The sequence below is a fragment of the Acidianus sp. HS-5 genome, from assembly GCF_021655615.1.
Classification (GTDB): Archaea; Thermoproteota; Thermoprotei_A; order Sulfolobales; family Sulfolobaceae; genus Acidianus.
This window is the reverse complement of sequence record NZ_AP025245.1, coordinates 161,336-186,776: the sequence shown is the minus strand read 5'-3', so window position 1 is coordinate 186,776 and position 25,441 is coordinate 161,336. Positions and strand designations below refer to the sequence as shown.

Annotated in this window: 27 protein-coding genes; 18 read left to right on the top strand and 9 right to left on the bottom strand. The window is 34.4% G+C overall.

Annotation, left to right across the window (positions count from 1 at the left end):
* The first annotated feature begins 3 nt into the window (after positions 1 to 3).
* From HS5_RS01060 to HS5_RS01005, 12 genes are all read left to right on the top strand, one after another.
* A complete protein-coding gene (locus HS5_RS01060) occupies positions 4 to 690 on the top strand; it encodes an ATPase domain-containing protein (protein WP_346729572.1) in 687 nt (228 codons plus the stop codon).
* Between the two features lie 2 nt (positions 691 to 692).
* Entirely contained in the window at positions 693 to 2,225 is a 1,533-nt protein-coding gene (locus HS5_RS01055) for a type II/IV secretion system ATPase subunit (RefSeq protein ID WP_236752236.1), read from the top strand.
* Complete coding sequence (locus tag HS5_RS01050) at positions 2,209 to 3,642, top strand: flagellar protein FlaJ (protein ID WP_236752235.1); 1,434 nt, start codon at positions 2,209 to 2,211, stop codon at positions 3,640 to 3,642. Before HS5_RS01055 ends, HS5_RS01050 begins: the two co-directional genes overlap by 17 nt.
* A 46-nt stretch (positions 3,643 to 3,688) precedes the next feature.
* On the top strand, positions 3,689 to 3,862 hold the full coding sequence (locus tag HS5_RS01045; RefSeq protein ID WP_236752234.1) for a hypothetical protein: 174 nt from the start codon (positions 3,689 to 3,691) through the stop codon (positions 3,860 to 3,862).
* A 1-nt stretch (position 3,863) separates the two neighbouring features.
* Positions 3,864 to 4,217 (top strand): hypothetical protein, encoded by a 354-nt coding sequence (locus HS5_RS01040; RefSeq protein WP_236752233.1) that lies wholly within the window; start codon positions 3,864 to 3,866, stop codon positions 4,215 to 4,217.
* A gap of 113 nt (positions 4,218 to 4,330) precedes the next feature.
* Positions 4,331 to 6,358: an alpha-glucosidase MalA gene (malA, locus tag HS5_RS01035; RefSeq protein WP_236752232.1), complete on the top strand. Its 2,028-nt coding sequence runs from the start codon at positions 4,331 to 4,333 to the stop codon at positions 6,356 to 6,358.
* Positions 6,359 to 6,404: 46 nt separating this feature from the next.
* Entirely contained in the window at positions 6,405 to 6,932 is a 528-nt protein-coding gene (locus HS5_RS01030; RefSeq protein ID WP_236752231.1) for a hypothetical protein, read from the top strand.
* A gap of 75 nt (positions 6,933 to 7,007) precedes the next feature.
* The gene (locus HS5_RS01025; RefSeq protein WP_236752230.1) at positions 7,008 to 7,232 is read left to right on the top strand and encodes a type II toxin-antitoxin system CcdA family antitoxin; all 225 of its coding nucleotides are present in this window, start codon (positions 7,008 to 7,010) and stop codon (positions 7,230 to 7,232) included.
* Positions 7,233 to 7,278: 46 nt separating this feature from the next.
* Positions 7,279 to 7,575: a type II toxin-antitoxin system VapC family toxin gene (locus HS5_RS01020; RefSeq protein ID WP_346729571.1), complete on the top strand. Its 297-nt coding sequence runs from the start codon at positions 7,279 to 7,281 to the stop codon at positions 7,573 to 7,575.
* Positions 7,576 to 7,745: 170 nt separating this feature from the next.
* Positions 7,746 to 8,954: a divalent metal cation transporter gene (locus HS5_RS01015; protein WP_236752229.1), complete on the top strand. Its 1,209-nt coding sequence runs from the start codon at positions 7,746 to 7,748 to the stop codon at positions 8,952 to 8,954.
* 363 nt (positions 8,955 to 9,317) lie between these two features.
* Positions 9,318 to 10,739 (top strand): MFS transporter, encoded by a 1,422-nt coding sequence (locus HS5_RS01010; RefSeq protein WP_236752228.1) that lies wholly within the window; start codon positions 9,318 to 9,320, stop codon positions 10,737 to 10,739.
* 87 nt (positions 10,740 to 10,826) lie between these two features.
* A complete protein-coding gene (locus tag HS5_RS01005) occupies positions 10,827 to 11,246 on the top strand; it encodes a universal stress protein (RefSeq protein ID WP_236752227.1) in 420 nt (139 codons plus the stop codon).
* A 16-nt stretch (positions 11,247 to 11,262) separates the two neighbouring features.
* On the opposite strand, the gene HS5_RS01000 is transcribed toward HS5_RS01005, so the two are convergent.
* Entirely contained in the window at positions 11,263 to 13,092 is a 1,830-nt protein-coding gene (locus HS5_RS01000) for a hypothetical protein (RefSeq protein ID WP_236752226.1), read from the bottom strand.
* A 41-nt stretch (positions 13,093 to 13,133) separates the two neighbouring features.
* Entirely contained in the window at positions 13,134 to 13,322 is a 189-nt protein-coding gene (locus tag HS5_RS00995) for a transcriptional regulator (RefSeq protein WP_236752225.1), read from the bottom strand.
* 73 nt (positions 13,323 to 13,395) lie between these two features.
* Between HS5_RS00995 and HS5_RS00990 the strand changes: the two genes are divergently transcribed.
* Complete coding sequence (locus tag HS5_RS00990; protein ID WP_236752224.1) at positions 13,396 to 14,337, top strand: hypothetical protein; 942 nt, start codon at positions 13,396 to 13,398, stop codon at positions 14,335 to 14,337.
* A 5-nt stretch (positions 14,338 to 14,342) separates the two neighbouring features.
* The gene (locus HS5_RS00985; RefSeq protein ID WP_236752223.1) at positions 14,343 to 15,392 is read left to right on the top strand and encodes a Zn-dependent exopeptidase M28; all 1,050 of its coding nucleotides are present in this window, start codon (positions 14,343 to 14,345) and stop codon (positions 15,390 to 15,392) included.
* Here the strand turns inward: HS5_RS00985 and HS5_RS00980 are convergent.
* Together HS5_RS00980 and HS5_RS00975 are read right to left on the bottom strand one after the other, a co-directional pair.
* Positions 15,382 to 16,062 (bottom strand): MBL fold metallo-hydrolase, encoded by a 681-nt coding sequence (locus HS5_RS00980; protein WP_236752222.1) that lies wholly within the window; start codon positions 16,060 to 16,062, stop codon positions 15,382 to 15,384. The two genes, HS5_RS00985 and HS5_RS00980, sit on opposite strands and share 11 nt — an antisense overlap.
* Entirely contained in the window at positions 16,043 to 17,182 is a 1,140-nt protein-coding gene (locus HS5_RS00975) for a peptidase U32 family protein (protein ID WP_236752221.1), read from the bottom strand. The genes HS5_RS00980 and HS5_RS00975 overlap by 20 nt, the downstream gene beginning before the upstream one ends.
* A gap of 130 nt (positions 17,183 to 17,312) precedes the next feature.
* Between HS5_RS00975 and HS5_RS00970 the strand changes: the two genes are divergently transcribed.
* Positions 17,313 to 18,398 carry a hypothetical protein gene (locus tag HS5_RS00970; protein ID WP_236752220.1) on the top strand — a complete coding sequence of 362 codons (1,086 nt, stop codon included), beginning with the start codon at positions 17,313 to 17,315 and terminating at the stop codon, positions 18,396 to 18,398.
* 2 nt (positions 18,399 to 18,400) lie between these two features.
* Here HS5_RS00970 and HS5_RS00965 read toward each other — a convergent pair whose 3' ends face one another.
* On the bottom strand, positions 18,401 to 19,021 hold the full coding sequence (locus tag HS5_RS00965; RefSeq protein ID WP_236752219.1) for a hypothetical protein: 621 nt from the start codon (positions 19,019 to 19,021) through the stop codon (positions 18,401 to 18,403).
* Between the two features lie 275 nt (positions 19,022 to 19,296).
* Here HS5_RS00965 and HS5_RS00960 point away from each other — a divergent pair, with 275 nt between their 5' ends.
* The gene (locus tag HS5_RS00960; protein WP_236752218.1) at positions 19,297 to 19,692 is read left to right on the top strand and encodes a hypothetical protein; all 396 of its coding nucleotides are present in this window, start codon (positions 19,297 to 19,299) and stop codon (positions 19,690 to 19,692) included.
* On the opposite strand, the gene HS5_RS00955 is transcribed toward HS5_RS00960, so the two are convergent.
* Positions 19,673 to 20,170 (bottom strand): hypothetical protein, encoded by a 498-nt coding sequence (locus HS5_RS00955; protein ID WP_236752217.1) that lies wholly within the window; start codon positions 20,168 to 20,170, stop codon positions 19,673 to 19,675. The two genes, HS5_RS00960 and HS5_RS00955, sit on opposite strands and share 20 nt — an antisense overlap.
* Positions 20,171 to 20,329: 159 nt before the next feature.
* On the opposite strand from HS5_RS00955, the gene HS5_RS00950 reads away from it, so the two are divergent.
* Positions 20,330 to 20,608: a DUF5658 family protein gene (locus tag HS5_RS00950; RefSeq protein ID WP_236752216.1), complete on the top strand. Its 279-nt coding sequence runs from the start codon at positions 20,330 to 20,332 to the stop codon at positions 20,606 to 20,608.
* 395 nt (positions 20,609 to 21,003) lie between these two features.
* Here the strand turns inward: HS5_RS00950 and HS5_RS00945 are convergent, their stop codons facing one another.
* Positions 21,004 to 22,332, bottom strand: coding sequence for an MFS transporter (locus HS5_RS00945; protein WP_236752215.1), 1,329 nt, complete (start codon positions 22,330 to 22,332; stop codon positions 21,004 to 21,006).
* Positions 22,333 to 22,890: 558 nt separating this feature from the next.
* Between HS5_RS00945 and HS5_RS00940 the strand changes: the two genes are divergently transcribed.
* Positions 22,891 to 23,547, top strand: coding sequence for an STK_08120 family protein (locus HS5_RS00940; RefSeq protein ID WP_236752214.1), 657 nt, complete (start codon positions 22,891 to 22,893; stop codon positions 23,545 to 23,547).
* Here the strand turns inward: HS5_RS00940 and HS5_RS00935 are convergent.
* Both HS5_RS00935 and HS5_RS00930 read right to left on the bottom strand, forming a co-directional pair.
* Entirely contained in the window at positions 23,544 to 24,122 is a 579-nt protein-coding gene (locus HS5_RS00935; protein ID WP_236752213.1) for a hypothetical protein, read from the bottom strand. The genes HS5_RS00940 and HS5_RS00935 overlap by 4 nt on opposite strands.
* A gap of 80 nt (positions 24,123 to 24,202) precedes the next feature.
* A complete protein-coding gene (locus HS5_RS00930; RefSeq protein ID WP_236752212.1) occupies positions 24,203 to 25,393 on the bottom strand; it encodes a radical SAM protein in 1,191 nt (396 codons plus the stop codon).
* Between the last annotated feature and the right edge of the window lie 48 nt (positions 25,394 to 25,441).

Genomic DNA, 25,441 nt, shown 5'->3' with positions numbered 1-25,441 from the left:
GGGATAAAAGTGATAGTTAATACTGGGAACGAAGAACTCGATAGAAGGCTTGGAGGTATTCCTTTTCCTTCATTAATACTGATAGAAGGTGATCATGGTACTGGAAAGAGCGTAATATCTGCGCAAATAGCTTACGGTCTCTTAATTTCGAAAATGAAAGGTTACATTATAACTACTGAACAATCGACATACGGGTACCTAAAGAAGATGAGCGAAATTAAGGTAGACTTAATACCCTTCTTTTTAAAAGGACAGTTGGGAGTAGCACCAGTTAATACCCCTAGATTTAGCTGGAACTTAACAATTGCAAAAAAGCTTTTATACCTAATTCATGACTTTATTGGGAAAGTTAAAGATTTTGTTGTAATAGATAGTCTTACTGTTATTTCTACATTCTCATCAGAAGAAGATCTGATGGAATTCTTTAGAGGATTAAGAGTTTACGTTACTGAAGGAAAATCAATAATAATAACTATCCATCCTAATTTCCCAGAGGAATTACAGACTAGAATAAAGAGTGAAGTAGACGTTTACTTTAAGCTAAGTGCTGCAACTATAGGTAATACTAGAGTAAAGGTTCTTGAAAAAGTAAAGATAAGTGAAGGAATTATAGGAGCAGATAGCATATCGTTTAACGTAGATCCTACGCTAGGTATCAAAGTTGTTCCACTCAGTCTTTCGAGGGCTTAAAAATGGAGGATTTCCTTGAGGAGTATATAAGCAAACTTGAGGAAAAACCGCAGATAGTAAGTGATCCTACACAATATAAAGGTTCTAAAGTATTTAATATTATCTATAAAGTATCAGATTTAATATATATTCATGGACTAAGTAAAAGATCTGAGGACGGATATTATCAGTATATAGTTATAGAGCCTCCAAGGCCAGATCAGAAAATCCTAGAGCGTTTAGAAATGGAATTCGCTAAGGCTCTAAAATATAAGGAAAAAGTTCCCGTCCCAATAGAAGAAAAGGAAAAGAAAATGAGAGAGATACTTAACAAGATTAAAATAAAGGGAACTAGAGATTATATTATTTATCATTTTATTAGAGATAAACTATATTCAGGCCCCATAGAACCTTTAATAAGAGATCCTTATATAGAGGACATAAGCTTACCTGGCATAGGAAACGTATACATAGTACATAAGATTTTTGGTCCAATGATAACATCAATTAAAATCTCTAATGAACAAGAGCTTGACGATTTTATAGTAACTTTAAGCGAAAAAACCATGAGACCCGTATCTCATAATAGACCAATCATTGATGCTTCACTTCCAGACGGCTCTAGAGTAAACTTCGTATACGGCGTAGATGTCAGCAGAAGAGGTTCAAATATGACAGTAAGAAAGTTCACAAAGGTCCCTATAAGTATTACACAATTAGTTACATTCGGCACAATGAATTCTTTGTTAGCAGCATATTTATGGATGATGTTGGATGAAGGAATGAACGTCTTTATTTGCGGAGAGACTGCATCTGGTAAAACTACAACGCTTAATGCAATAGCTACATTCATTCCTCCAAATTTGAAGATAGTCACAATCGAAGATACGCCAGAATTGACAGTCCCTCATCAGAATTGGATAGCAGAAGTAACTAGAGAGACTGGAGGAGAAGGTGAAATAAAACTATTTGATCTGCTTAAGGCTGCATTAAGGCAAAGGCCGAACTACATATTAGTAGGAGAAATAAGAGATAGAGAAGGAAATGTAGCTTTTCAAGCAATGCAGACTGGTCACTCTGTAATGGCAACATTCCATTCTGCAAACATTAGGACATTGGTTCAGAGACTTAGCGGGTATCCTATAGAAGTTCCTAAATCTTATATAAATAATCTTAACATTGCTCTATTTCAAAGTGCACTCTATGATAAGAAGGGGAATTTAATCAGAAGAGTAATTGAGGTTGATGAAATAATTGATATCGATCCCGTTACAAATGACGTTATTTACGTTCCTTCGTTTACTTACGATCCGGTGTATGACAAGATAATTTTTGCAGGCAAAGGAGCTTCGTACCTTATAGAGAATAAAATAGCCATAAGGAGAGGAATAGATAGGAAGAATATGAATACGTTATACGATGAATTAAATCTTAGAGCTAAATTTATTGAACATTTAGTTAATAAGAAAATTTTTAATTATTTTGATGTATGGCGTTGGATTTTGAAGGTTAGACAATCAGGATTGGAAGAAGTGGTGAATGAAATTGAGATCTAAGGATGAAATGGAATCAAAATTCATATTTTTGTTATCTTATATTCTGGCGCTATTCAGTGCAGATTTACCTCCCGGAGTAATAGTTTCTTTAGTGGCCAGCTTAGATTATCTTAAGGAATATTCTTCGATATTTAGAAAATTGGATACACTTATAAATGGATTTAAATATAAATTTTCTACAGCAATAAATATACTTGCGTCTAAGGAAAAAATATTGCCTTTAAGAGATTTTCTAATTAGATTTTCGCAAGCACTATCTCACGGCGATGACATGGAGACATATCTCGATAGAGAAATAAATATGGCTATCTCAGAATATGAAGCAAATATGATGAGGAAGATAGACTCCATGGCTAATTTCCTTTCCATTTATGGAACTTTAAGTAGTTCACTAATCTTCCTAATGGTTAACCTTACCTTAGTATCAATCTTATTTAACATGGGAACAAACAGTTTAGAATTATTATCAATCTCTTTAGTAATGGTAATACTATTGATGACTCTAATTATATATATATCGTATAGACCAGAAACATATGTAATTTATAGGAGAAAGGAGCAATACTTAACATTAGTTATCATCAATGCCGTATTAATTTTTATAATTTTAATACATAATTTCATTTCAATACTAATATTAGGCTTGACGTTTTTAATTTTAGGAATATATTTCAGATCTAAAGAGAGAAAACTGGACATATTAGAAAGGCATTATGTAACGTTCGTAACATATTTTTCTAGAACATACTCTATAGTAAATAACTTGAAGGAGGCTTTCACAAGTATATTAAGAGGAGATATTGGAAAGATGAGACCACTGGTAATGTCTGCATATAACAGAATAGAGTTCGGAATAAAGAAATCCATAATATTCGAATTAATGGGCGAAGAGAGCGGTAGTGTATTAATCCTAATGATGAATAGGGTCTTGTCTAGCACTATAGAATATGGAGGAGATATCAAACATATAGGAGACGTACTAGCAAGAGTTGGAACCTCTTTACTTAACATAAGAGCAAAAAGAGAGCAAAACGGAAGGGCATTTGAAGCCTCGGTTTATGCATTACAAGCCTCTAGTTCCGCTATTGGAGGCACTTTAATCTCTCTCTTAGGGATATTTGAAAGAATATTTAGCGTTGATGTAATTAGCAATATATTTACTCTTGGGAAAGTAAACATTTCACTGATTTCTCTGCTTATTCTAATAATATTGATAGTCATATCATTCGCTAACGGTATAGCTATAGCTATAGCCTACGGTAAAAGTATATATTCCGGAATGTATTTTATAGGAATACTAATGATAATAACTGTTATAGCATTTCACTTCTCATACTTAATGACAAGCGGATTATTTAATAGCGTATTCAAAGGTTTACCGAATGTTTCGCCATCATCTCTCAGTAATTTACAATAAAAATTTTTAAGTTAAAAGTTAAAATACTATAATAGTGGAGAATATAATGAAGAAAAGTTACAATAGGGTATTTTGTTTAATGACCCAATTATTACCTAATGCAAACTACTCATCAAGATATACGTTTAAGTCTTATATTGCCTTCATTTCATCTTCTAGAGTTACTGGCACATATACCAACCATGCAGAAGTATATGGTAAAATACTCGTGGTGAGTTAAAGTGGAGAACTATCAAATTTTAGGAATAGTTGGTTCAATTTTATTATTGTTAGGTCTTATAATTCCATTTTACATAGGATATTACTTTATGGAAGGATATTACGGTGGAATGATGGGGAGAATGATGGGAGGATATCCGCACGGTGGAATGATTTTAGTATTTCCTACAATTATAGCCGTTCCTGCATTAGTGCTGGGTTTAATAGGTTCATTAATTTCAGATAGGCAAACTGGAGGCATATTGCTAATCATAGCTGCAGTTCTTTCCATTCCAGTATTTTTCGGATTCTTCGGCATTTCATTTATTTTACTTCTAATTGCAGGAATTTTAGCCTTAACTCAGAAAAATAAGTAAACTTTTTCTTACGTGGATGTACTTTATAGAACGTAGGCTTAAGGCAGTTTTACATAAATATTTTAGCATACTGTAGTGGGAAAATTTTATAAAAAATTGCAAAATCTCATCATATGAAGCTTTTAATAAAAGAAAATAAAGGAATATGCAAAATCTCAGTAAACGACCCTTTCCCTCCAGTAGATTTCCCCTTTAATGGAAGAGATTCTGAAAAAGACCTCTCTTACTTCTCCTTAAATATCAAAGAGGACAAAGAAGGCTTACTTATAGAGAAAGACCTCGACGTCAAAGAACACGTATTAGGTTTAGGAGAGAAGGCTTACGAGCTAGACAGGAGGAGAGGGAGGTTCATAATGTATAACGTAGATGCCGGAGCTTACGATAAGTTTGACGATCCCCTCTATCTTAATATTCCATTCATTATAACAGTAAAAAAAGGAGTAGCAAAAGGGATTTTCGTTAATTCAGCTTCTAAACTAGTCTTCGATATAGGCGTTGAAGACTACGGTAAAATAAAGATAAAGGTTCCGGAACCTTCAGTAGAAATATACTTCTTTGAAGGACCTACTATAGAGAAAGTCCTTGAGCAGTACAGCGAAGTAACGGGAAAGCCTTTCCTTCCTCCATATTGGGCTTTCGGTTACATGATTTCTAGATATTCTTATTTCCCCCAAGATAAGATAATAGAACTCTTAGACGAGTTAAGAAACCAAGGATTTAAGGTGATGGGGTTATTCTTGGACATTGACTACATGGATTCTTTCAAGCTTTTTACCTGGAATAAGGAGAGGTTTCCTGATCCTAAGAAGTTCTTGGATGAAGTTCACTCCAGAGGTGTAAAAGTAATTACTATAGTAGACCACAGTGTTAAAGCTGACCAGAGCTACGACGTTTTCATTTCCGGTTTAGGTAAGTTCTGCGAAACCTCTAACGGCGAATTATTTGTTGGTAAACTTTGGCCCGGTAATTGCGTTTATCCTGACTTCTTTAGAGAAGATACTAGGAAGTGGTGGATTAACGTAATTTCAGAGTGGCTCTCTCAAGGAATTGATGGAATTTGGCTAGACATGAATGAGCCTACAGACTTTACAAGGGTTATAGAAAATAAGGAAGTTCTGGGTTCAACACCTCTTACATTAAAAGACGATAGGATGTATTACACTTTCCCTGAAGACGTAGTTCATGAGTTAAAGGGAAAGAAGGTTCCTCACAGTAAGGTTAGAAACGCTTATCCTTATTATGAGGCAATGGCTACCTTTGAGGGATTTAAGGATAAGGAAGTATTCATACTCTCCAGGTCTGGTTATGCAGGAATACAGAAGTTTGCATTCGTGTGGACAGGAGATAACACAGCCTCTAAAGATCAGTTAATCCTCCAGTTGCAGACAGTCCTTGGTTTGTCGATTTCTGGTGTTCCGTATGTTGGAATAGATATTGGTGGTTTTCAGGGAAGGTTAAGTAAGGTTGAAAACTCTCCGGAAATACTTCTTTACATGTTCAGGCTAGCCATGTTCTTTCCGTTCTTTAGGACTCATAAGGCTAAAGACGGAATAGACGTTGAGCCAATATACTTACCTTCATACTATAAGGAGAAAGTGAAGGATGTAATAAACACTAGGTATAAATTCCTACCTTACATGTACTGCTTAGCTAAAGAAGCTCACGAGACAGGCCATCCTGTCATAAGACCTTTATTTTATGAATTCCCAGAGGATGAGGATACTTATAAGATAGAAGATGAATACATGTTAGGCAAATATGTACTTTACGCCCCACAGCTTGGAGAAAGTAGGCTAGTTTATTTGCCCGGTAAGTGGTTTGATTTCTTTACAGGAGAAGAGAGGAGCGGATGGGTTAGAACTAACGAAGATCTCCCTATCTATATAAGGGAAAATGCAGTAATAACTTTAGATGGAAATGATTTAATTATCGTTGGTAACTCTAAGTTAGAGTGCGAGATAGAAATAGAGAAAAAGGGAAATATAATTACGTTTTCTAAACCATACTTCGTGAGGAGACTAATTATTAATAAGGCGAAGAAAGTTATAGCTGATGAAAAAGAAGTTAAAACTAAGGAGTTTGGGTCGCTTAGTATTGTAGAATTAAATAAAGAGGTGAAAAAAGTAGAGCTTGTTTATTAAGAAACTTTTTTCAAAATTTTATTATATTTGGAATATAGTAGTTATCATGGACACGAAATATTTAAAGCAAGGTAATTACGTTAGCCTTATAGCTTCACTTATAATATTAGCAGGTCTTGTAATGCTTGAAGTTAAAGGAATAAATTATGCTCTTTCCCTTCCTTTCATAACCTTAATGTGGATAGTTTGGTTCCTTGCAATACCTTCTTTCTTATCTTACCATTTAGCTAAACTTGAAAAATCTTGGATAATGGACTATTTCGCAATTTCCGCAATAATAATTACGTTTGTAGGACTTATGCTTGCTACTTCTCTTAAGGAGTTCCTAGGGATAGAAATGATCCTTGTAGGGTATACTCTTGAGCCAGTAGCGGGAATTTCGATATATTTATCTACCATGAAGGTCAATAGGGTTTATTCTTCTCTTTTCTTCTGGGGAGCAGTAGTTTTTACTGCTGGTCTTCCTTTGTACTTGTTTAATTTTGGTTACATTTCAGTAATAGGAGATGTAGTAAAGATGGTAGGAATTGTTGGTCTACTGAGCATAAAGGGGCTTAATAGAGGATGGATTTAGTGCTATTAAGTAGATATATTTTTCTCATGTTATTTGTAGTAAAATTTATTACTACATTTTTTACAAGTAAAAATTATGACGGAATGGGTTACAGTATCGACTAAAGTTAGGAAAGAGATCGTTGAAAAAGCGAAAGAATACAATATTAACATCTCTGAAGTGCTGAGAAAATCTTTGGAAAAAGAGATTGCAATAAGAGAGGAGGAAGAAGCAAGGAAATCGGCAGAGATAATAGCTAGGGAACTTAAGCTCTCACCAGATGAGGTGGCAAAACTGGTAGAGGAGGATAGGAAAAGGTGAAATACGTTCTGGATACTTCTGCGATTATTAATTCAAAGACAAGTCAATAGATCTCTTCAAGGACTGCATAACTGCAGATTCAGCATATTATGAAGTTGGTAATTTTCTCCGGAAGAATAAAAGGATAGACCTTGTTAAAGATTTCTTAAATGTTTTGAAGTTCATTAAAGTTGAGAGAGTAAACTTGTCAGAAGATGTATTAAAAATTGCAATTGATGAGAATTTAACTTATTATGACGCAGTTTATTTATTTTTAAGTAGAAAATATAATATTCCTCTAGTTAGCGACGATAAAGATTTGGTAAATAAAGGGACTGTGAAAAGTAGTCAAATAAAGTATTAATTTAACATTTATTTTTATAAATGGCTTATCCAATTTCTATATAATAGTAGAATTTTTCTTGACGCTAGAGTCTAGTGGTTTTCTATTAATCTGACGGTTTTGTTCAGCATTTAGAAGGCTTATAGGTTAGGGAAACTCTTTAATACTCCTTTATTATATATTCATTTACGATGAGGCGTAATTCTCTTACGACGAGGCGTAATGAACTTAAATTTATAAAATTCTTCGGCCCTGCTTGGCTTGTAATGATGGCTGACATGGACGCAAGCAGTATAATAGGTGCCGCACAGACTGGAGCATTATTTAAGTACGGCTTTGTTTGGCTAATGCTTGCTCTAACTATTCCTCTTTACATAGTACAAGAAGTTTCTGGGAGGATAGGAATTGCTACAGGGAAGGGATTGGGAGAAGTAATTAGGGAAAATTACAGCAGTAAAGTTGCTGTACTTATGGCTTTGCCTATGGCTTTAACTGATGCGGTAACTTATGCAATAGAGTACTTGGGGATAGGCATAGGGCTTGAAATTATAGGAATTCCTCTCCTCGTTTCAATTCCTTTAATATATGTAGTTCACATACTCATTGTAACAAAGAGGAAGTACGCACAGGCTGAGAAGTTCCTAATTTTAGTTTCAGCCTTTCTCGTCATAAGTTTATTTGCTACTTTGTTCCTTAGAGGGATTAAGCCTTATTCTCCTTTCTACTTTTCTGCCTCACCTTCATTTCTCTTCTTGATGGCGGCTACTGTAGGTGCTGTAGTAATGCCATTCATGTTGTTTTTTCAAGCTTCAGCAACTGCGGCGAAGCTGAAGGAAATTGGACTCTGTAAATGCAAAGATACTGCAATAAGGCATATGAGGAAGGAGACTTTGATAGGAGCAATATTTACGGAGATATTAATGGCAGTTGTTGAAATGGCATTTGCAGGAATTGATGCAGACCCTACAACTTTCGCTTCACCTAAAGAGCTTTCATCAGTTTTGACTCCTTTAGCTGGCAGTTTTTCCCCAATAATCTTCGGTGTTGGATTAATTTCTGCGGGATTTTTAGCCTTAGTAGTCATTTCTCTTGGAAGTGCTTGGGGAGTTGCTGAGGCATTGAAAGTCAAGAATGCGAACGCAATTTACGTGTTGGAGAGTATACCTGCAGTTTTACTAACTTTACTTATCCCTAGTGTAAACTTGGTTTGCATCGTTTTAGATCTTTTGGTCTTCTTTGTTTACGCATTAATAGGACCAATTATAGTATTAGGTATAATAAGCAGGAATAAGAAGATCATGGGAGATTATACATCTAAGGGTTTATCTTACATAGGCTATTGGTTTTCCGCAGTAATTCTCCTAATTATTGCTATAATCGCTTCCATATCTTCAATTTGAGTTTATAGAAATTAAAATATACTGTATAAGATTTCATTAGTAGCTTTTACCAAAAATCCTTGCAAAGCTACGTAGCCTTAAAACGATAACAATACAAGAGAGATTAAATAATTGGCTACAAAGCAAATTTCGTCGCCATAAATGGATAAAATTTATTTTACCATAATGAAGATATTAAGGAAGAGAAATTCTCGCAGACTACTACATGAATTGAAAATTAATCTTCACTTTATATAATTTGTTTCAAATTAACTGAGTTATAACGTTTTCACCTGAATTTTTTTAATATGCAACAATATATAGCACGTATAAGCATAATTTAAAAACATAAACTTTTTAAGTAGTTCATTTTTTTCATTACATATGGCAGATAAAAATCCTCCTCAGGAGAATAAAAACATTATAGCACAATTAACCGCAAGAATAGATAGATTACCCGTAATGGTTCTACCTCTTTCTGTAGTTTTAGCTCTCGCCTTCGGTTACTTCATTGCATTATATGACGTAATAGATGTAGGAATAGCGTTTTCTGCAACTTCTTTAAAGTATACTGGATTAACTAGCGGAGAAGCTTCAATAGTAGTATCCTTAGGGCTATTCGGTTATATTCCTGGAGCAATAATCCTTGGTTACTTAGGAGATAAGATAGGAAGGAAGCCAATGCTAATGACTACTGCACTGTTGACAGCAGTAGGAAGTCTAGGTAATGCATTATCTAGCAATTTCTTGGAATTTGCAGTATTCAGGTTCATTACCGGAATGGGAATTGGCGGAGACCTTATACTTGTTCCTACATACTTAGTAGAGATGGTTCCTGCCAAGAATAGGGCTAAGTACTTTAACCTTGTATATATTGCAGGCTGGGCTGGATTAGGACTAGGACCTTTCATGGCTTCATATATTGACGTAGCAAACCCTGTAATAGGCTGGAGAGTGATATTCTTAGTAGGAGCGACGCTGGCTTTCATAGTTATGGCAATTAGAGGGCACGCAAGCGAGACCGTTAGAATGCTTGCTTTAAAAGGTAAGGTTAATGAAGCTGAGAACGTCGTTAAGGATATGGAAGAAAAAGCAATGAAAAAGTCTGGAATGCCTTCATTACCTGAGCCCGTAGTGTATAATTTTGAGCATAAGAAAGTCGATCCATTCTATGTGTTTAAAAATCCAAAATACAGAATTAGGGTAATAGCAGTAATGCTGGCAATATTCTTCTTCTACTTCGGCGAATATCCTTACTTAACTGAGTTCTTACTATGGACTTCTGGAGTATCTGCTCTCAGTTCAGTCTCTAACCAAGTTACGCTATATTACGGTGACGCAGGAATAGCAACTTTTCTCGGTGCAATATTACTTAGGAGTATAATAGATAAGGTAAGAAGACCTGTACTAGTTACAATCTCATATTTCGTAGGTATGGTTTTAGGCGTTGCAATAGCAGTAATAGGTGCCATTTCCGTTAATCTCCCAATGATGTTAGGAGGTTTCGTTTTAGCAAACTTAATAGGTGTAGGATGGAGTAATCAACTGAACTACTTGAATGGAACTGAGAACGTTCCAACTTATGCAAGAGCAACATCTTTCGCCTTTATGGACGGAGTTGCTCACTTAGGCGCAGCAATTTCTACTGCAATAATAATTTCGTTAATTTCCTCAATTGGCGCACTGCCTATATGGATAGGTTTCCAAATTCCAATGGTAATAATGGGTATAGTGCTAGTCTTCGTATTACCTAACACTATAGGTAAGAGTTTAGAAGAAATTAATGAAGCAGAAGCAGGAATATAGACATTTTTAATAAAATATTTTTTAAATAAGAACATTAAGAGATTTTTTAGAAAAATTTAAATTCTCAGAATCCTATATATTTTTAGAATGTTCAGAAGGATATTAGTAGGATTTGATGGTTCGAAAGAATCTTTAAGTGCGTTAAACCTTGCAGTAAGTCTGGCTAAACTCCACGGAGCTTCAGTTAAAGCTTTAGAAGTACTGGAGCATATGCCAGTAATTTTAGAAGCATACATCAAAGAGGATTCAATAAAGGATAGAGAAAGAATAATTAAGCACACAGAACTAATAAAGAAAATTTCAATGGAAAATAATGTTAATATAGATTACGAGGTTATTAGAGGAGACCCTGCAGTAGTGTTATCTAAATATGCTGAGAGTTCAGATTTTGATTTAATTATCATAGGTAAAAGAAAGCTAAAGGGAGTAAAGAAAATACTCATGGAAAGCGTTTCATCAAAAGTTCTTGATATTTCTAAAAAACCTGTCCTTGTAGTAAAAGATTGATTAAAAAATCTTCTCTCTACTTCTTCCTTAAGATTATGATAACTGCAATAACAATGACAATTCCAGCTATAACCGCATAGATTAAAGTTGATGGTAATACGCTTGTTGTATGAGAAGTCGTTGAACTGCTTGGAGTAGTTGTGATAAGAGTTACCTTGCTGGACGATGTCACAATTGGAGGTTTAACACTTATTTCTTCCGTTTTAGAATTTACAGATGATCCTAATTTGGACAGTACTTTTAAAGTTACTAAGTAAGTTCCGTTAGATGTAGCATTATAAATATAATATCCTGATGAGGCAGTAAATTTCTTCACTAGGCTACCGTTTATATACAACTGAACACATATTAATTCCTTAATATTACTTGCGTTATAACTTATATTAAGCAATGTATATCCAGGGTAGCTTTCCATAGTAGCAAGTAATTCGGGCTTAGGAATAAAAGTCACGTTTGGCTCAACAGTAACAGTTGTTATAACGCACGATTTAGCTATACCCAATTCGTTTACCGCAATTGCTGTCACATTATAAGTTCCGTTAGAATAGATGTAAAAAGGTATTGAAGCACTAGGAGATGTGAGTGTGCATACAGTTTTACCGTTTATTAGTATTTTAACCAAGCTCACGTTATGGGAATAATAGTTAGGTTCTGTATAATTGATGAATAACACAGTTATTCCAGGGTATTCGTTTTCTTCTATATGAACTTCCGGCTTACACGGTAATGAAGGCTTATAGATTTCCTTATATAGTGGAGTAAAGTACATGAAAACACATACTCCTGCTTTTGATATATGGCTCTCACTAGTTATATTCTCTAATATCAGCATACAATTGACATATCCAAGGAGAGAAAATACCGTAAACCCGGAAGTAGTGATGACTGAAGGGAACGACATTTCGTTAATTTTTACAGCCTTACCATTTGATAAATTATAAATACATACTATTGACTCTGATGATAAAGACGATGATAATGATGAATAACCTATTGTCAGCGTATTATTCTGCACAAATATATTAGATATAATTCTATTAAAGTGCAAATTGTACAGTTCTACTCCACAATCGTCGTATATGGAAACATTAGTCGCATTATTCTTGATGTTAGCCAAAACAAATTCAGAGCGATTACAGTAAACTGGTAATCCAAGTCCCTTGACCTCAAATTTCTCGCTACCGTTAGTGTAAATTCCATAAATATTACCAGATACTGACGTTGAAGAAAACGCCAATGAAAAGCTTATATTTGATAATATAATCATTCTCGAATTGAAAGTCACTATGTACTGCGCGGTAAACGGTAACGTAATGTTCTTAAATAGGGTAAAGTCTCTAAAGGTGATTAAGTGATAATTATTATTTTCTCTACACAAAACTAAGATATAGCTACCGTTAGTAGCTACAGATAATGCGTTAGTTTTAACTAAAATCTTCGGAGAAGACCAATTAGCACCGTTGAATACTGAGTACTCTACTAATGAATTGTTTATCCAAACTGCTAAAACACAATTATTATATAGTGAGTCTGAGACTAATGATACATTTGAAGATAAGTAAAACGTCCTACCTTCGTAGCTTGCATATAGGTTATATGTTACATTAGTTAAATTGGACAAGTCGCTCGTTATTTCGCTTAAGGTTATATTACACGCTGAATAAGAGATGTTAACCAGGAATTCTAGGAGGTTACCGTTATATTCAATAAAGTCATAAGGATCTGCTATGGTCCCTTGTAATACAAACCTTTTTATGGGCGGAATAGTTGAAGAATGAAAAGGTATCATGCTCAAGGTAAGCAATACTAAAAAACTTACTAGGAAGAGAGTTTTTAGAGTTGCCATATGGTTACTTTTTAAAAGGGTATTATAACTTTTATCGCTATTTATCTTTTTGGATAAATAGCCCTAGTTGTTCTTAACCATTCCCTAAAGCACTTCAAGGAACAGAAACCATAAACTCTCTTAGTATGAGAGGACCAGAAGACGAATTCGTAAGGTCCATAAACTCCACAGTTTGTACACTCTCCAACGTCAGCGAAGGTTATAATATTCTTAGCCCTAAGATCGTCCATGTGATTAACTTGTTCTAAATCTAATTAAAATTTTAGGTATAACATTTTAAATTACCTGCGTGAACTTAGTTCTGTGAAGAATGTAATAGAACCTTGGGGAGTTAATATACCTTTCCTTTTGCTGGGATTCATTTACTTTGCTATAGGAGGAATTTCTCTAATTTCAAATCCTTTAGCTCATGGATACTTCATGTTTTTAGGAGCGTATTCGCTCTATGAGGGAATGTTACTTAGGCTGTTTTTCCCTGCTAAGAAATACTTAGCATTGCAGTTGGCAACACTGGTCTCTTTATCAATTCCTTTATATCCCGTCGTAGTAACGTCTTTTCTGTTCTTAACTGCCGTGGAAATTTGGGGAATAAGGGACGTAAAGTCTTACGGTAGTAAATTTCCAGTGAATATCTTGGTTCTTTCATCCCCTCCAATTTCCTTCATTTCTTGGTTAATTCTTCCGATTAAGGGATATGAAGTGTTAATTATCCCTCTTCTCCTTTATTTGCTAGGAATTAATGTAGGAGTCTTTTCAGCAAATTTGAATTTAAAACCTAAATTCGGTATAAAACAAATCCCAATATTCCTTCTGGTACTCCTCCTTTACCTTGATTATAAGTTATTTCCATTGGTAATTATTGCTTACTTTGTTTGGCTATTTTATGGCCCGAAAAGAGTTAACAAAAACTCTTCAGCTTTATCTACCGTACTATCATCTTTATCTACTTCTTTTTCAAGTTATTTTTTAGGAGAAACTATTCACGCTTTCGCCTTAGGTACAATGGCTCCGTTCTTTTTCAGCTGCATAACCTACTCGACTTCACGCTATAATTACGATAAAATCTACTTAGTTTCAGCACTTCTTGCTCTGTCTTATTTCTTCAGATTCATTATCTTCCCGGATTCAGCAGTACTCTTCATAGCGTCTTCCGCAATATTCATTTATTTAATAAAGGATAACTTTACGTTTACTACCTTAAAATTAGGAATGTCCAAAAAATACTTAATTAAAAAGTTAAATTAAATATTATGATTTCCACAGAACTAATGGAGTTAGGCGAAACAATTCACGGTTCACAAAAAGAGAAGGAAATCCTTGAGTATCTAGAGAATTCTCTAAAATTTCAATCAAGAAGGGTAGAAGTGAATACAAAGGAATGGGTTTTTAACTACAGTGTAAGGATAGGAGGAAAGGAAGTTAATTCATCCCTAGCTCCTTACACTAAAGGCCATGCAAAAGGTAAGGTGGGGAGAGAAATCTTAGCCTTCCCTTTTCCGGATCACCCTTTTAAGGTTAAGGACTTCTACACTTACGCAATACAACAGGGAGCAGAGGGAATCATTTTCTACGAAGAAGGAAAAACCAGAAGAATAATAATGCCCGATTCGAAGATACCCGTAGTTTTCTTACCTTTTAAGCCAGAAGGTGAGGTTGAAATTAACGCAGAATCCTACCTTAAAGACACAACGTCGTATAACTTGGAGTTTACCGTAAATGAAGGAGAAGACTACATCTTGTTAGGTGCACATGTGGATCACTGGCTTTCAGGGTTCCACGATAATCTCTTTTCAATAGATGTCGCAATTAATTCACTGCAAGAGCTCAAAAGCCACGGATTAAAGCTAGTGTTCTTTTCCTCAGAGGAAGGGCCTAGATGTTGCACAGGCTCAATGCAGTACCCTAAAGACGGCGTATTCTCAGCAGTAATTTTTGATGCACTATACCCAAGTAGAGTAGTCTATTCGTCTACTCCAGATCTTTGGGATTTCGCAGGACTTTTTCCATTAAAGAGAATAGAAATGCCTACCCCCTTCTCTGACAGTTTCTCTTTCATCCAAAAAGGTATACCTTCACTAGTTCTTTATAACGACGATCTAATACCTTATTACCACTCAAACGTTGACCTTCCAGATCAGAGAGATGAGGAATATCTTAGGATGTTAACAGCTTCCGTTAAGTCCTTGCTTTCTGCTTTGGATAAACTCAGCAGAAAAGATCTTGATGAGAAAATGATGAAGTTTGGAAAGAGAAAATTTTCAGTGGATTACGTAAATCTAACTACTTCTTTTACGAGTTAATAACATCTCCATGGAAAGGTATCATGTATTTAAACTTCATGGACAATAATAATTCAAATGACTTCTTAGCTTCTTCATAATTCCATGAAAAGAACTTTAAGGGAGGCAATACCTTACCTCCTATGTTCCTCACTGCATCGCCAACTATCAGAACTTCACCGTTATATAATGCAATGTGACCTGGAGTATGACCGGGAACGTGAATTGTTTTGAACTCTCCTATTTCTTCATTCCCTTTCAATTTTACATCAACATTTACTGGAGTGAACTTCATCGAGTTTATCCTTTTTACGGTCTTATCGAAATCCTCTTTACTTACTTTCAGTTCGTCTTTAACGTCTTCATATTTTAAATTGAAGATCTGCTCACTTTTAGAAAGGAATGGTAAGTCACTTTCGTGAGCGTAAACTTTCGCCTTAGCGATTTTCCTTATTTCCTCAGCGTTACCGGAATGGTCAATATGGTAATGAGTAATAACAACGTCAGAAATGTCCTCTATTGAGTATCCTGCATTCTTTAGTTCCTTCTCTATCAATTCCAGATATCCAGGCAAACCCGTGTCTACCATCATTAATCCTCCACTTGGACCTCCCTCTACTATAGTAACGTTATGGCTAAGCACAGTTCCAAAAAATTCAGGCTCATATAGCCTAATGACCCTTACCTTCATCCTTAGTAAACCTCGGAATTAGGTCAATTGGAGGCTTTATTTTAGGTAAATTAACTTCGGCTAACGGTTTCCCGTTTATGGTTATTACTTTTTCAGCAATTATATCACAGTACCTACACTCTTCACAGCTTCTAGTTTCACAAGAATTATACTTGAAGTAAGATAACCAATTTGGAGGAAATTTAGTATTGTCCACGTAAACTTGAGTTAGAACGTCATAATCGTTAGGTCCGTTTATTTTCTTCATTACTGCGGGAACTGCTCTACCTTGTGGATAACTTACTATGTCTATCAAGTTGCCTTCATATTTACCTTGGGAATAAGCTTTTACTGCCCTTATTATCCAATCAGTTTTCTTGTTCCTGCCGGCTATCTTGAATCTATCGATTCCTATCTCTTCATAATGCCTTAAATCTTCAGGTCTTATCCACCTCATCCTTACAATGTTTGCTATATCATTTCTAACGTCAGTTGCACAGAAGAGTATTGGATACTCAAACCAAGCATTAACTTCTGAGTCTGACTGCGAGGTTACTGAAGAAATTATATCATGAGTCCTCCTATAAGGACATCCCCAAAGGCATGAATTATTTAATATGAGTTCAATATCAACCCTATTCCTATATTTAGATAAGGAGTTAAGTAATGAGAAATTCCTATTATCGTCCTCATGAAGGATTATAGTATCTGCTCCCATATTTACGTATTCCTCGAATTCTCTTATGTTATAAACCCTGGAGTACGACGATATTGAAACTTCCACGTTAGGATACTCATTCTTTATAAAATTCACTAGGAATGGCATTGCAACAATAAAACCATCTACTCCTAAGTTTACAAGATTATTAACTTCCGTCTTTAAACTTTCTAAGAATTTCTCAGAATACTCTTTACCGTTTAACGTTGCTGTATTCATTGTATAGAGGAATTTAATCCCTGCATCATGAGCTAGCTGTATATGAACCTTTAGCCTTTCATCGTCAACTTGAGGTAAGACAAAAGAAGCTCTACCATGTCCTGTTAAGGTCTTGGTTTTACTGCCGAAAATGTATCTAACTGGGTACTTCTTTAACTCTCCTATTAGCTTATCATCAAAGTTTGTTCCTACTACAAGTCTCATAAGTCAAGTTTATAATTATCATATTTAAAATTTTTTTACTATTAACGGAATTTATCATGAATTTCGACGGAAGATTATAAGCCCAATATATAAGCTTTTTAACTATAACATAAAGACTCTCTAGAAAACTATGTCATCATACAAAAATAAAGTGATACTGTTTAGATCAGTTTATTCTACATTTTTCGGGTTTGTGAACTTCGGCTACGTTGCAATAATGAGCGTGACCGGGCTATCATATGCTCAAATCAGCTTATTAATAACATTAAGCTTCCTCTCTCAAACTCTCTCCTATTTTCTCCTAGTGCTTGTAAGGATAAAAAGAGGTCTGGTAGTTTCTTCACTGTTAAATTTAGCAATTCCTATTATCCTCGTCCTGGAGAAGAATTTTTTAGTATTTCTTATAATTTCAATAATCTCGGGTTTTGCTGACGCACTTTTTTCCGCAATAGTAGTTATTCAGAAGGACTTCACTAAGAAGGATTATTCAATTATGATGTCCTCAACTTTCATTGCTCAAGTTATAGGTTTAGGTCTATATTACTTCTCATCTTACATTAACTTGGAATATTTACTTGCAATAATTTCAGGAATATCATTCATTGGAGTTATAATTTCCCTTAATTTAAGTTACGAAGAAGAGAAACCTCAGCTTAAAGGCTTTGTGAATTTCCTTAAGACTGAAGGAAAGTTCATAACAGCATTGCTAAGTCTTGCCACTTTAAGGAGAGTTTTCATAGGTTCAATTCTTTCAGTAGTTTTCATATCAGCCTTCAGTTACATTTCCAAGGATTACTTAAGCTTGTACTTTGCTATCTTTCAATTACCCCTTGTATTCTTTTTATACTTTGGTCACAAAATTTCAAATAAGGTTTACCTAGTTTTAACACTAGCAGACTTTCTAGTTTACATTTCCCTCGTAAGGTTTTATTCAATTTCTCCAATAATTTTCCTGGGAATGATTTTACTCATTAAAGCAATGGATTTTTTAAGATCACCTTTAGCTGAGGCTGCATTGCTGCAGAAGATGAATTACAGCACTACAGCTACTTCATTCTTTAGCTTACTCGACTCTACTTTAAGTGTTATAACCGGGGGAATTTTTACCGCATTAATTTCTCTTAAGCTTTATTCTCTGCTCTTTCTGCTTACAGGATTATCGTCACTCTCTGCTGATTTGTTGGTTTACCGCTTAGTTAAAGAGTACAAAGAGTGAGATCACTTGTATTCAACTTTAATCTTTGCATTCTCCTTTTTTACCAACTCCTTTAATGCATCGTCACCTTTTAAGCCGTTGCAGGAAATCTCTTTCATTTTTCCTTGCTTGAAAATTATTGTACATTCATCTAAGTGAAGGATTATCTCTCCCTTATATTCTCTGCTTGCCTCTAACTGCTCATTTATGAGAGAAAGGACACTTTGCTTTTCTTCGACCTCTTTACCTTTGTATCTCTCCGCAAGCCTTTGCAGAAAGTTCTTTAAAAATATGTCCATAGGAAGTCTAGCAAGCCTTTCTAGAGGTCCACTATACTGACCTCTAATAACTATATCTACCTTTTTTACATTTTTGTAAGGAATTGTCTCTACAATAAATCTAAAATATGCCCTTGGAAATCTCATCACTCCCTCGTGAGTAACCTCATGTGAGCCCAAAGTCCTCTTCATGTGAAATTTAAAAGTCATGAATACCCTAAACTCTGCTCTATAGTTTTCCTCATCAATTACCTCTATCTTCCTCAAGAACATCCACCACTCTTTTAAGTTATTCACATCATAAACGTCAGATAGAATCTTCATCTCGTCTTCCTCAATTGTTCCCTTAACTTCCCTCTCTAACATAAGAATAAATTGGGAATTAAGTTTTTATAATTATCTTTTATTTGTATTTTTCTTTTTAATAGTATAGCTATAATGGGCTTAAATATATTTTACTCTAATTTTTATAAGATGCTTCCCATTCCAATTAATGTTTTTGTTTTTATCTCGAATAGTTAAATTATCATTAATTAGAGAAATTATTGTCCTTAATAGATAAAAAGTTTAACCTAGTTAATATTAATTTAACCGCTTTCTTGGTAAGAAAACATTAAAAATCATAAAATTAAAGCATGGGTATGAAAGACGTTATCATTAGAACGAAGCTTTCCTGTAACTATAGAAAATTGAAAGCTTTCTTTATGTCTTCCGGGCTAGTTAAGCTATTTTACTATGTGAATAAGATAGATAAAACAGGCCCCTATGAATACGTTATTAATGATAAGTATCACGCGGAGCTTTTTATCTTTGATAAAAAGATCATGTGGGAAGTTTATAAGGATAAGGATTTAAAGGACAGAATAGAGGTTGAACTTATTCCTTTAACGGATAACGATACTGCATTATTCCTCAAGTTTTCCACTAATAGGATCCTTCCTTTAAAAAGAATATTAGAAAAAGAAGTTAATAGTGAGGTGGACTTATTGAGGGAATTACTGGACTCTCTAAAAGCCTTCAACCTAGCACAGCAATAGCTAAATCCTCTAAAGATGTAGTGGACGGTAACAATCCGGAAGAGCCTATAAAAGATATTTCAATCACTCTGTTACCGTGCTGTAAGTATACTATTTCTGTGTAACCTGAAATGTATGTAGATACATACCCGTTATTTGCAGAAGTTACTGATGAAGGAGCTGCACTTAGCATATAACTATGCGCAACTTGCGAATTAGGAAAAACTATCTCAGTAACGTAAAGTATGTCTCCTCCACTATCTGTATAATTCGCGAAAGCTACTGGGTAATTACCTAACTTATATAGACAAGTAAAGTGAGATTCCTTAGCAATTCCTACATAAGAATTACATATTTTCCAAGTAGTTCCAGTGTAATGATCTACCATAGAGAGAGACGGATAACTTAAATTTGCTGCTTGATTATCTCCTAAAAAGCCTATTGAAAGAGCTCCTAAAATTATTACCAGCGCTACTAGCTCTCCTATTCTTAAATTCATATTTTCACCTTAATTATATACTTTTAAAAGAGAAGTTAATAAACATAGTGGTCAAATGTATATATTTATACATAAAGATAAAACTTAGTAAAATATCTAATATAAAAGTAGTATTTTAAACATATAAAACTTTTATAAGTAAAGAAAGAAAATAATCATATGAAAGTATCACTCGTTATAAGCTTATTACTCTCACTTTCCTTTCTTGACATTTTAACGACATTGATAGGAATAAAGGAAGGTTTAATAGAAGAGAACTTTTTCCTAAGTCAGTTCGAGAACAACATTTACGTATTTTTTACGCTCATGACTGCCCTAAAAGTGTCTGTAATTGTTGCAGTTTATTATTTATTAAAGCGAAAAGCATATTTCCCAGCTTATGCGCTAGCTGGCTTGTACTTATTTGTGGATTTACATAACCTCTTACTGATACACTAACAGTAGTAGAAATTAATGTATACATCCCCCGAATGGATAACTGAACAAGATATCTATGGATGGAGCAGTAGAAGAATTAAGGAAAAACGTGATATAGCAGTGCGGTATAACTACGAATAGTTTTTATCGGAAAATCCTTGCAAAGTTAAGTAACCTTAAAAACGATAACAATAGAAGAAGATTAAATAATTCGCTGTAAAGCCTAAAATCCTCCTCATTGGATAAGATTTATTTTATCACATCTCAAAATGAAAATATTTAAGCGATAGAAATTCCCGTAAAAACTGCTATACGAAGAAATTCATGACTAAAATGGCAAGTCTTAATAAAGAGTTAATAAAAACTATACGATAGAATTGAAAGATGAAAAACATGATAAAAATGATGAAGATCTTTTAGCTCGATTGTCTTGCTACGGCTTTTTCCTCAACTAATTTGGCTCCTTTAGTCTCCTTTAATCCCAACGTCGCTAATGCCGATATTATCCCCCAAATTGCTAAGAAAGTTGTTACTATCCACGAATTAGCTAAATACTGTGAAGGAAGACCTAGCAGACCAACTAAAAGTATAGGCATTAAGCCTCCTTCAATTGCAGCAGCCAATTGCATTCCGTAACTTGCACCGCTATATCTATATCTAGTAGGAAAGCTTTCTGGATAAAATGCAGCCATTGATGCGTAAGGTCCGTAAGCAGCGAAACCTATTAAGAACTGCATTGCTAATACTAAGCCTAAGTTTCCGCTAAGAAAACCATAAATATACGGATATGCAAAAGCCGCTATTAATATATCTCCTAATATTAGTGACTTTTTCCTTCCTAATTTATCTCCTAAATAGCCAAATATCGGCGTTGATATTAATCCTGCAATTGAGAAAATATAGATTAGTGCAGAAGTTATAGGCATATGAATTCCAAGGAAGTTAATGTATGAAGGATAACCTAAAGACTTCCCTACGACCTTTAAGTATAAACTTGGCATCACGGTTGCAGGAATGTAAACTGCCATAAATACTCCGCCTATCGCCAACATTAGCAATATTATTGGCTTCCAAGCGTATTTGAAAACTTCTATTGATGGAATTTTGCTAATTTTTCCTTCAGTCTTAATCTTTTCAAATGGTAAACTTTCCGTTGCCAAATATCTTAGGAAAGCTCCTAAAAAAGCTATGCTACCTCCTACTATGAAGCCTACTCTCCATCCAATAGTTGTAAAGTCCGTACTAAAGGCTAACAGTACTGTGGCAGCACCTATAAAGCCTATAGGAGAGGCTACTTCTATTAATGAGGTTATTAAAGCTCTTCTTGATGTAGCATGCTCTGATACCCAAGTTGCTACTCCACCCCATTCCCCTCCTACTCCAAGTCCCTGCATGAACCTTAAGGCAAATATTGCTATGGGTGCTAATAGCCCTATCGCAGAATAAGATGGCATTAGCCCCACTGAGATCATTGCTATTCCTACTAATACTAGATCGAAGCTCAAAGCGTGTCTCCTTCCTAGTCTATCTCCTATATGTCCGAATACTGTTGCACCTAAAGGCCTTGCAAAGAAGGCTATTGCATAAGAAGATACTGAAGCTAGTATTGAGATTAAGTAGCTATTCGAGGGAAAGAATATTGTAGGAAACGCTAAGAGTGCCGCATATATGAATAAGTAATAATCATACCATTCAACTATTGTTCCTATTAAGCCTAATGCCGCAACTCTAGATATGGAAGACATGAGGTACACAGTATATTTTTGGTTTTTAAGCATTTCTATTTAAATTGATCAAGCTCTAGAAATTTAGTTTTATATTAACTAGAGGAACTTATGTATTCATTGAAATTTTTAAATTTAGTAAAATGGATAAAAGCATTTTAAAAATATACTTCGTTATCAAGTGACTACAAACAGAAGAAGCTTCCTGCTTCAGAATCTCCGCCGTAGCTTAACGAGTAGGGGTTAAAGCTTTTTAAGCTTCACTTTCCCAATAATATACGTCAGCATTGTTACTGTCAGTTGAGATATAGTGTCTATCTTTTTACAAAGGACTGAAAGCCTTACTTTTTTAGATATACACAAATCATATTACAAAAATAATTCTTACAAGATAATATTAGATTCATAGATATAAGGAAGGTAACTTCATTTTCATTATACGTATTAGGTTGTATTAACGGAAAACAAAGATAAATTTTTTGAGCTAATCCATTTTTATTTCCTTTTTAACTACCTTTTACGTAAAATATAAGGTTTAAAATATGTAAAATTTAAAATATAGTTAAAAAAGCTGAATATATGGAGGCCTCCTATGATTTTGAAACGGATGAAAATCCCGAGACCGTGAAGGAGTACTTGATTAACCCTCGTAATTTGATAAAATACGTTCCTAATTTTAAAGATCTTAAAGAGACTGAAGATGGATGGGAACTTTACGTTCATTGGTTATTCACAATTAAGCTGAAGATTATAAGGATAGTAAGTAATGATGAAATAAGTTACTTAATAAAAAAGTCTGAAGGAATGATTAAACTTAACGCTAACTTGAGGTTTATAATATTACCTACAAAGAACATAACTAAAGTTAAATTAGTCTTCTTTTATCAAGGTCCTTTTGAGAGTTTCGCTAAAAGACAGGCTGACGAGTTTTATAAAAGAGGAGCAAAAATATTCCAAGAGGACTTAAAGAAAAAGACTGTAGTTCAAACAAATGAAGGTTCTGAAGTCCCTCTGTATGCTATGAGGACGATTCTAGCTAAGAAAGTACAAAAACAAGAAATTGAGAGCATACTCGAAGACGCAATGGTGAAAAGCGTAGATAAACTGATAGTACTCATATTGTCTGACGGTAAAAACACTGTAGAACTGACGTTCAATAAAGGAGATGTTACTTCACAAAAGGGGGATGTAAATTCCTTAAAGGGAGAAATAACTGTTATAATGAAAGCTCCTTAATAATATATATAAATTGAATCAAGTCTAGGCAAAATTTTTGATATAATTCCCCTTATAACTGAATACCAAAGTTTTGACGGAAGCTTCTCATTTCTAGCATCAATTTCACTATCTACGCTTTGAGTTTTAATCTTCATTGACGTAGCAATCCTCTTTATACCGTAAACACATTCCGCAAAAACCGGACAAGTAGTACATATATATTTACTCGAAGACATGTCTATAGAAATAATCTGCTTTCCATTAAGATAAATTATACCATCGTCAAACTTTAATTCTTTTTCTCCCGTAACAAAAGGTAAGATTATCTTAAAGGAGAGAGCATTATCCTCTATGAGACCTATTTTCTTCATGTAATCCAAGATGTAGTAATAATAACTTTTACTCAAACCTAGTTTTTCCCTATCGCCTATTGCCATAACTTTTAAGTACATATCAGAAGTCAATTTATTGAAAGACTCCCTGCTTACTATTATAGCCTTTCCGCTTTCCTTTACAGGCCTATCGCTTGTTATAATTTTGTAATCACACATCTTGATAAAGGAATTAACGTGCATCTCTAAAAATATTTCCAAGAAAAGTCCAAGGCATATACTATTAACAACCTTTAACATTTTTATTCAATGTTATAAGAAAAAGTAAAAAACTAGGTAAACTAGACAAAATATTTTAACAATTTCATAATAGATTCATAACTTTTCTTCCTGCAGTCTATTCCGTCAAAGTCCTTTCTGTTAAGTACAGAAAAGAACCTACAACCGCCAATGCAGAGAGGCATATAAGGACAATCCTTACACTTCTTCCACAAGTTTAATGCCCTTTGGCTTGAAAGTTTCTCATGAAGTACAACGTCTCCATCTTCAGTAAGGTAACCTTTTACGTAAAGAGGATTTCCAGTAAAAGCCCAACATGGATAGATATTTCCTGCAGGATCTACTACAATATCTTCATCAAAATGAGCAACACATAAACCTAGTCTAAACACGTCTTGAGGTATTTCAAATCCCTCGTCTTTAGCCGTTTCCCATAATTTGACTAAGATTTCACCTTCCTCATCCTTAGGAAAAGTATAATCCCAGTATTCATTCCTAAACACGTTATCGTGAACTAAGTGAGGATCTAGCCTTACCTTGTTTATCCCGTTTTGTTTTAGATCCCTCAAAAGATCTCTGAAAGACTCAAGATTATTTATATCGATATTTACTCTTAAAACTACGTTTACTTCATCTTGAATTTCCTTTAAATTTTTCAATATCACGCCATAAGACCCTCTCCCTCCTACAAAGTACCTCCTTTTATCGTGAACTTCTCTTGGACCATCTAAAGTTATTTGCACATGAGTTAATCCTAAACTCTTTAACTCATCGAAGACATGCCTAGTCAGAAGAGAACCATTAGTCACTATACTGAATGAATACTTCAAGTCAGAAAGTTGAGTTGAAATTTCCTTTATTCTCTTTAACTCTAGCAAAGGTTCTCCTCCAAAGTACGTTACCTTAACTTTTCTCCCGTTAGCATGAGTTCTAGTATATTTTAGAAATCCCCTTACAACTTTATCGCTAACGGAAGAATTATTCCTAAAAGCCTTCTGAAAACAGTAAACACAATCGAAGTTACATCTATAAGTTAGCAATAACGTGGGCTCTAGAACTTCCTTCTTAAATTTTTGCAAGAATTCATCAAAAGTAGCTGAAAAGCCTTCTTCTATCACACCCTTTAACTCTTCAGGAACTTCTCCTTGCTTTAATTTCTCCATTTCATCGTCAGTTAACCTTATCGCATAACCGGTCAACGTATTAAACATGATTTTATAATCATCAAGAAAAATATTGTATTTAGATAACATTTTATTCTCTCCCTCCTTTATTCTCCCCACGAAGGAGAGTATCCGCAT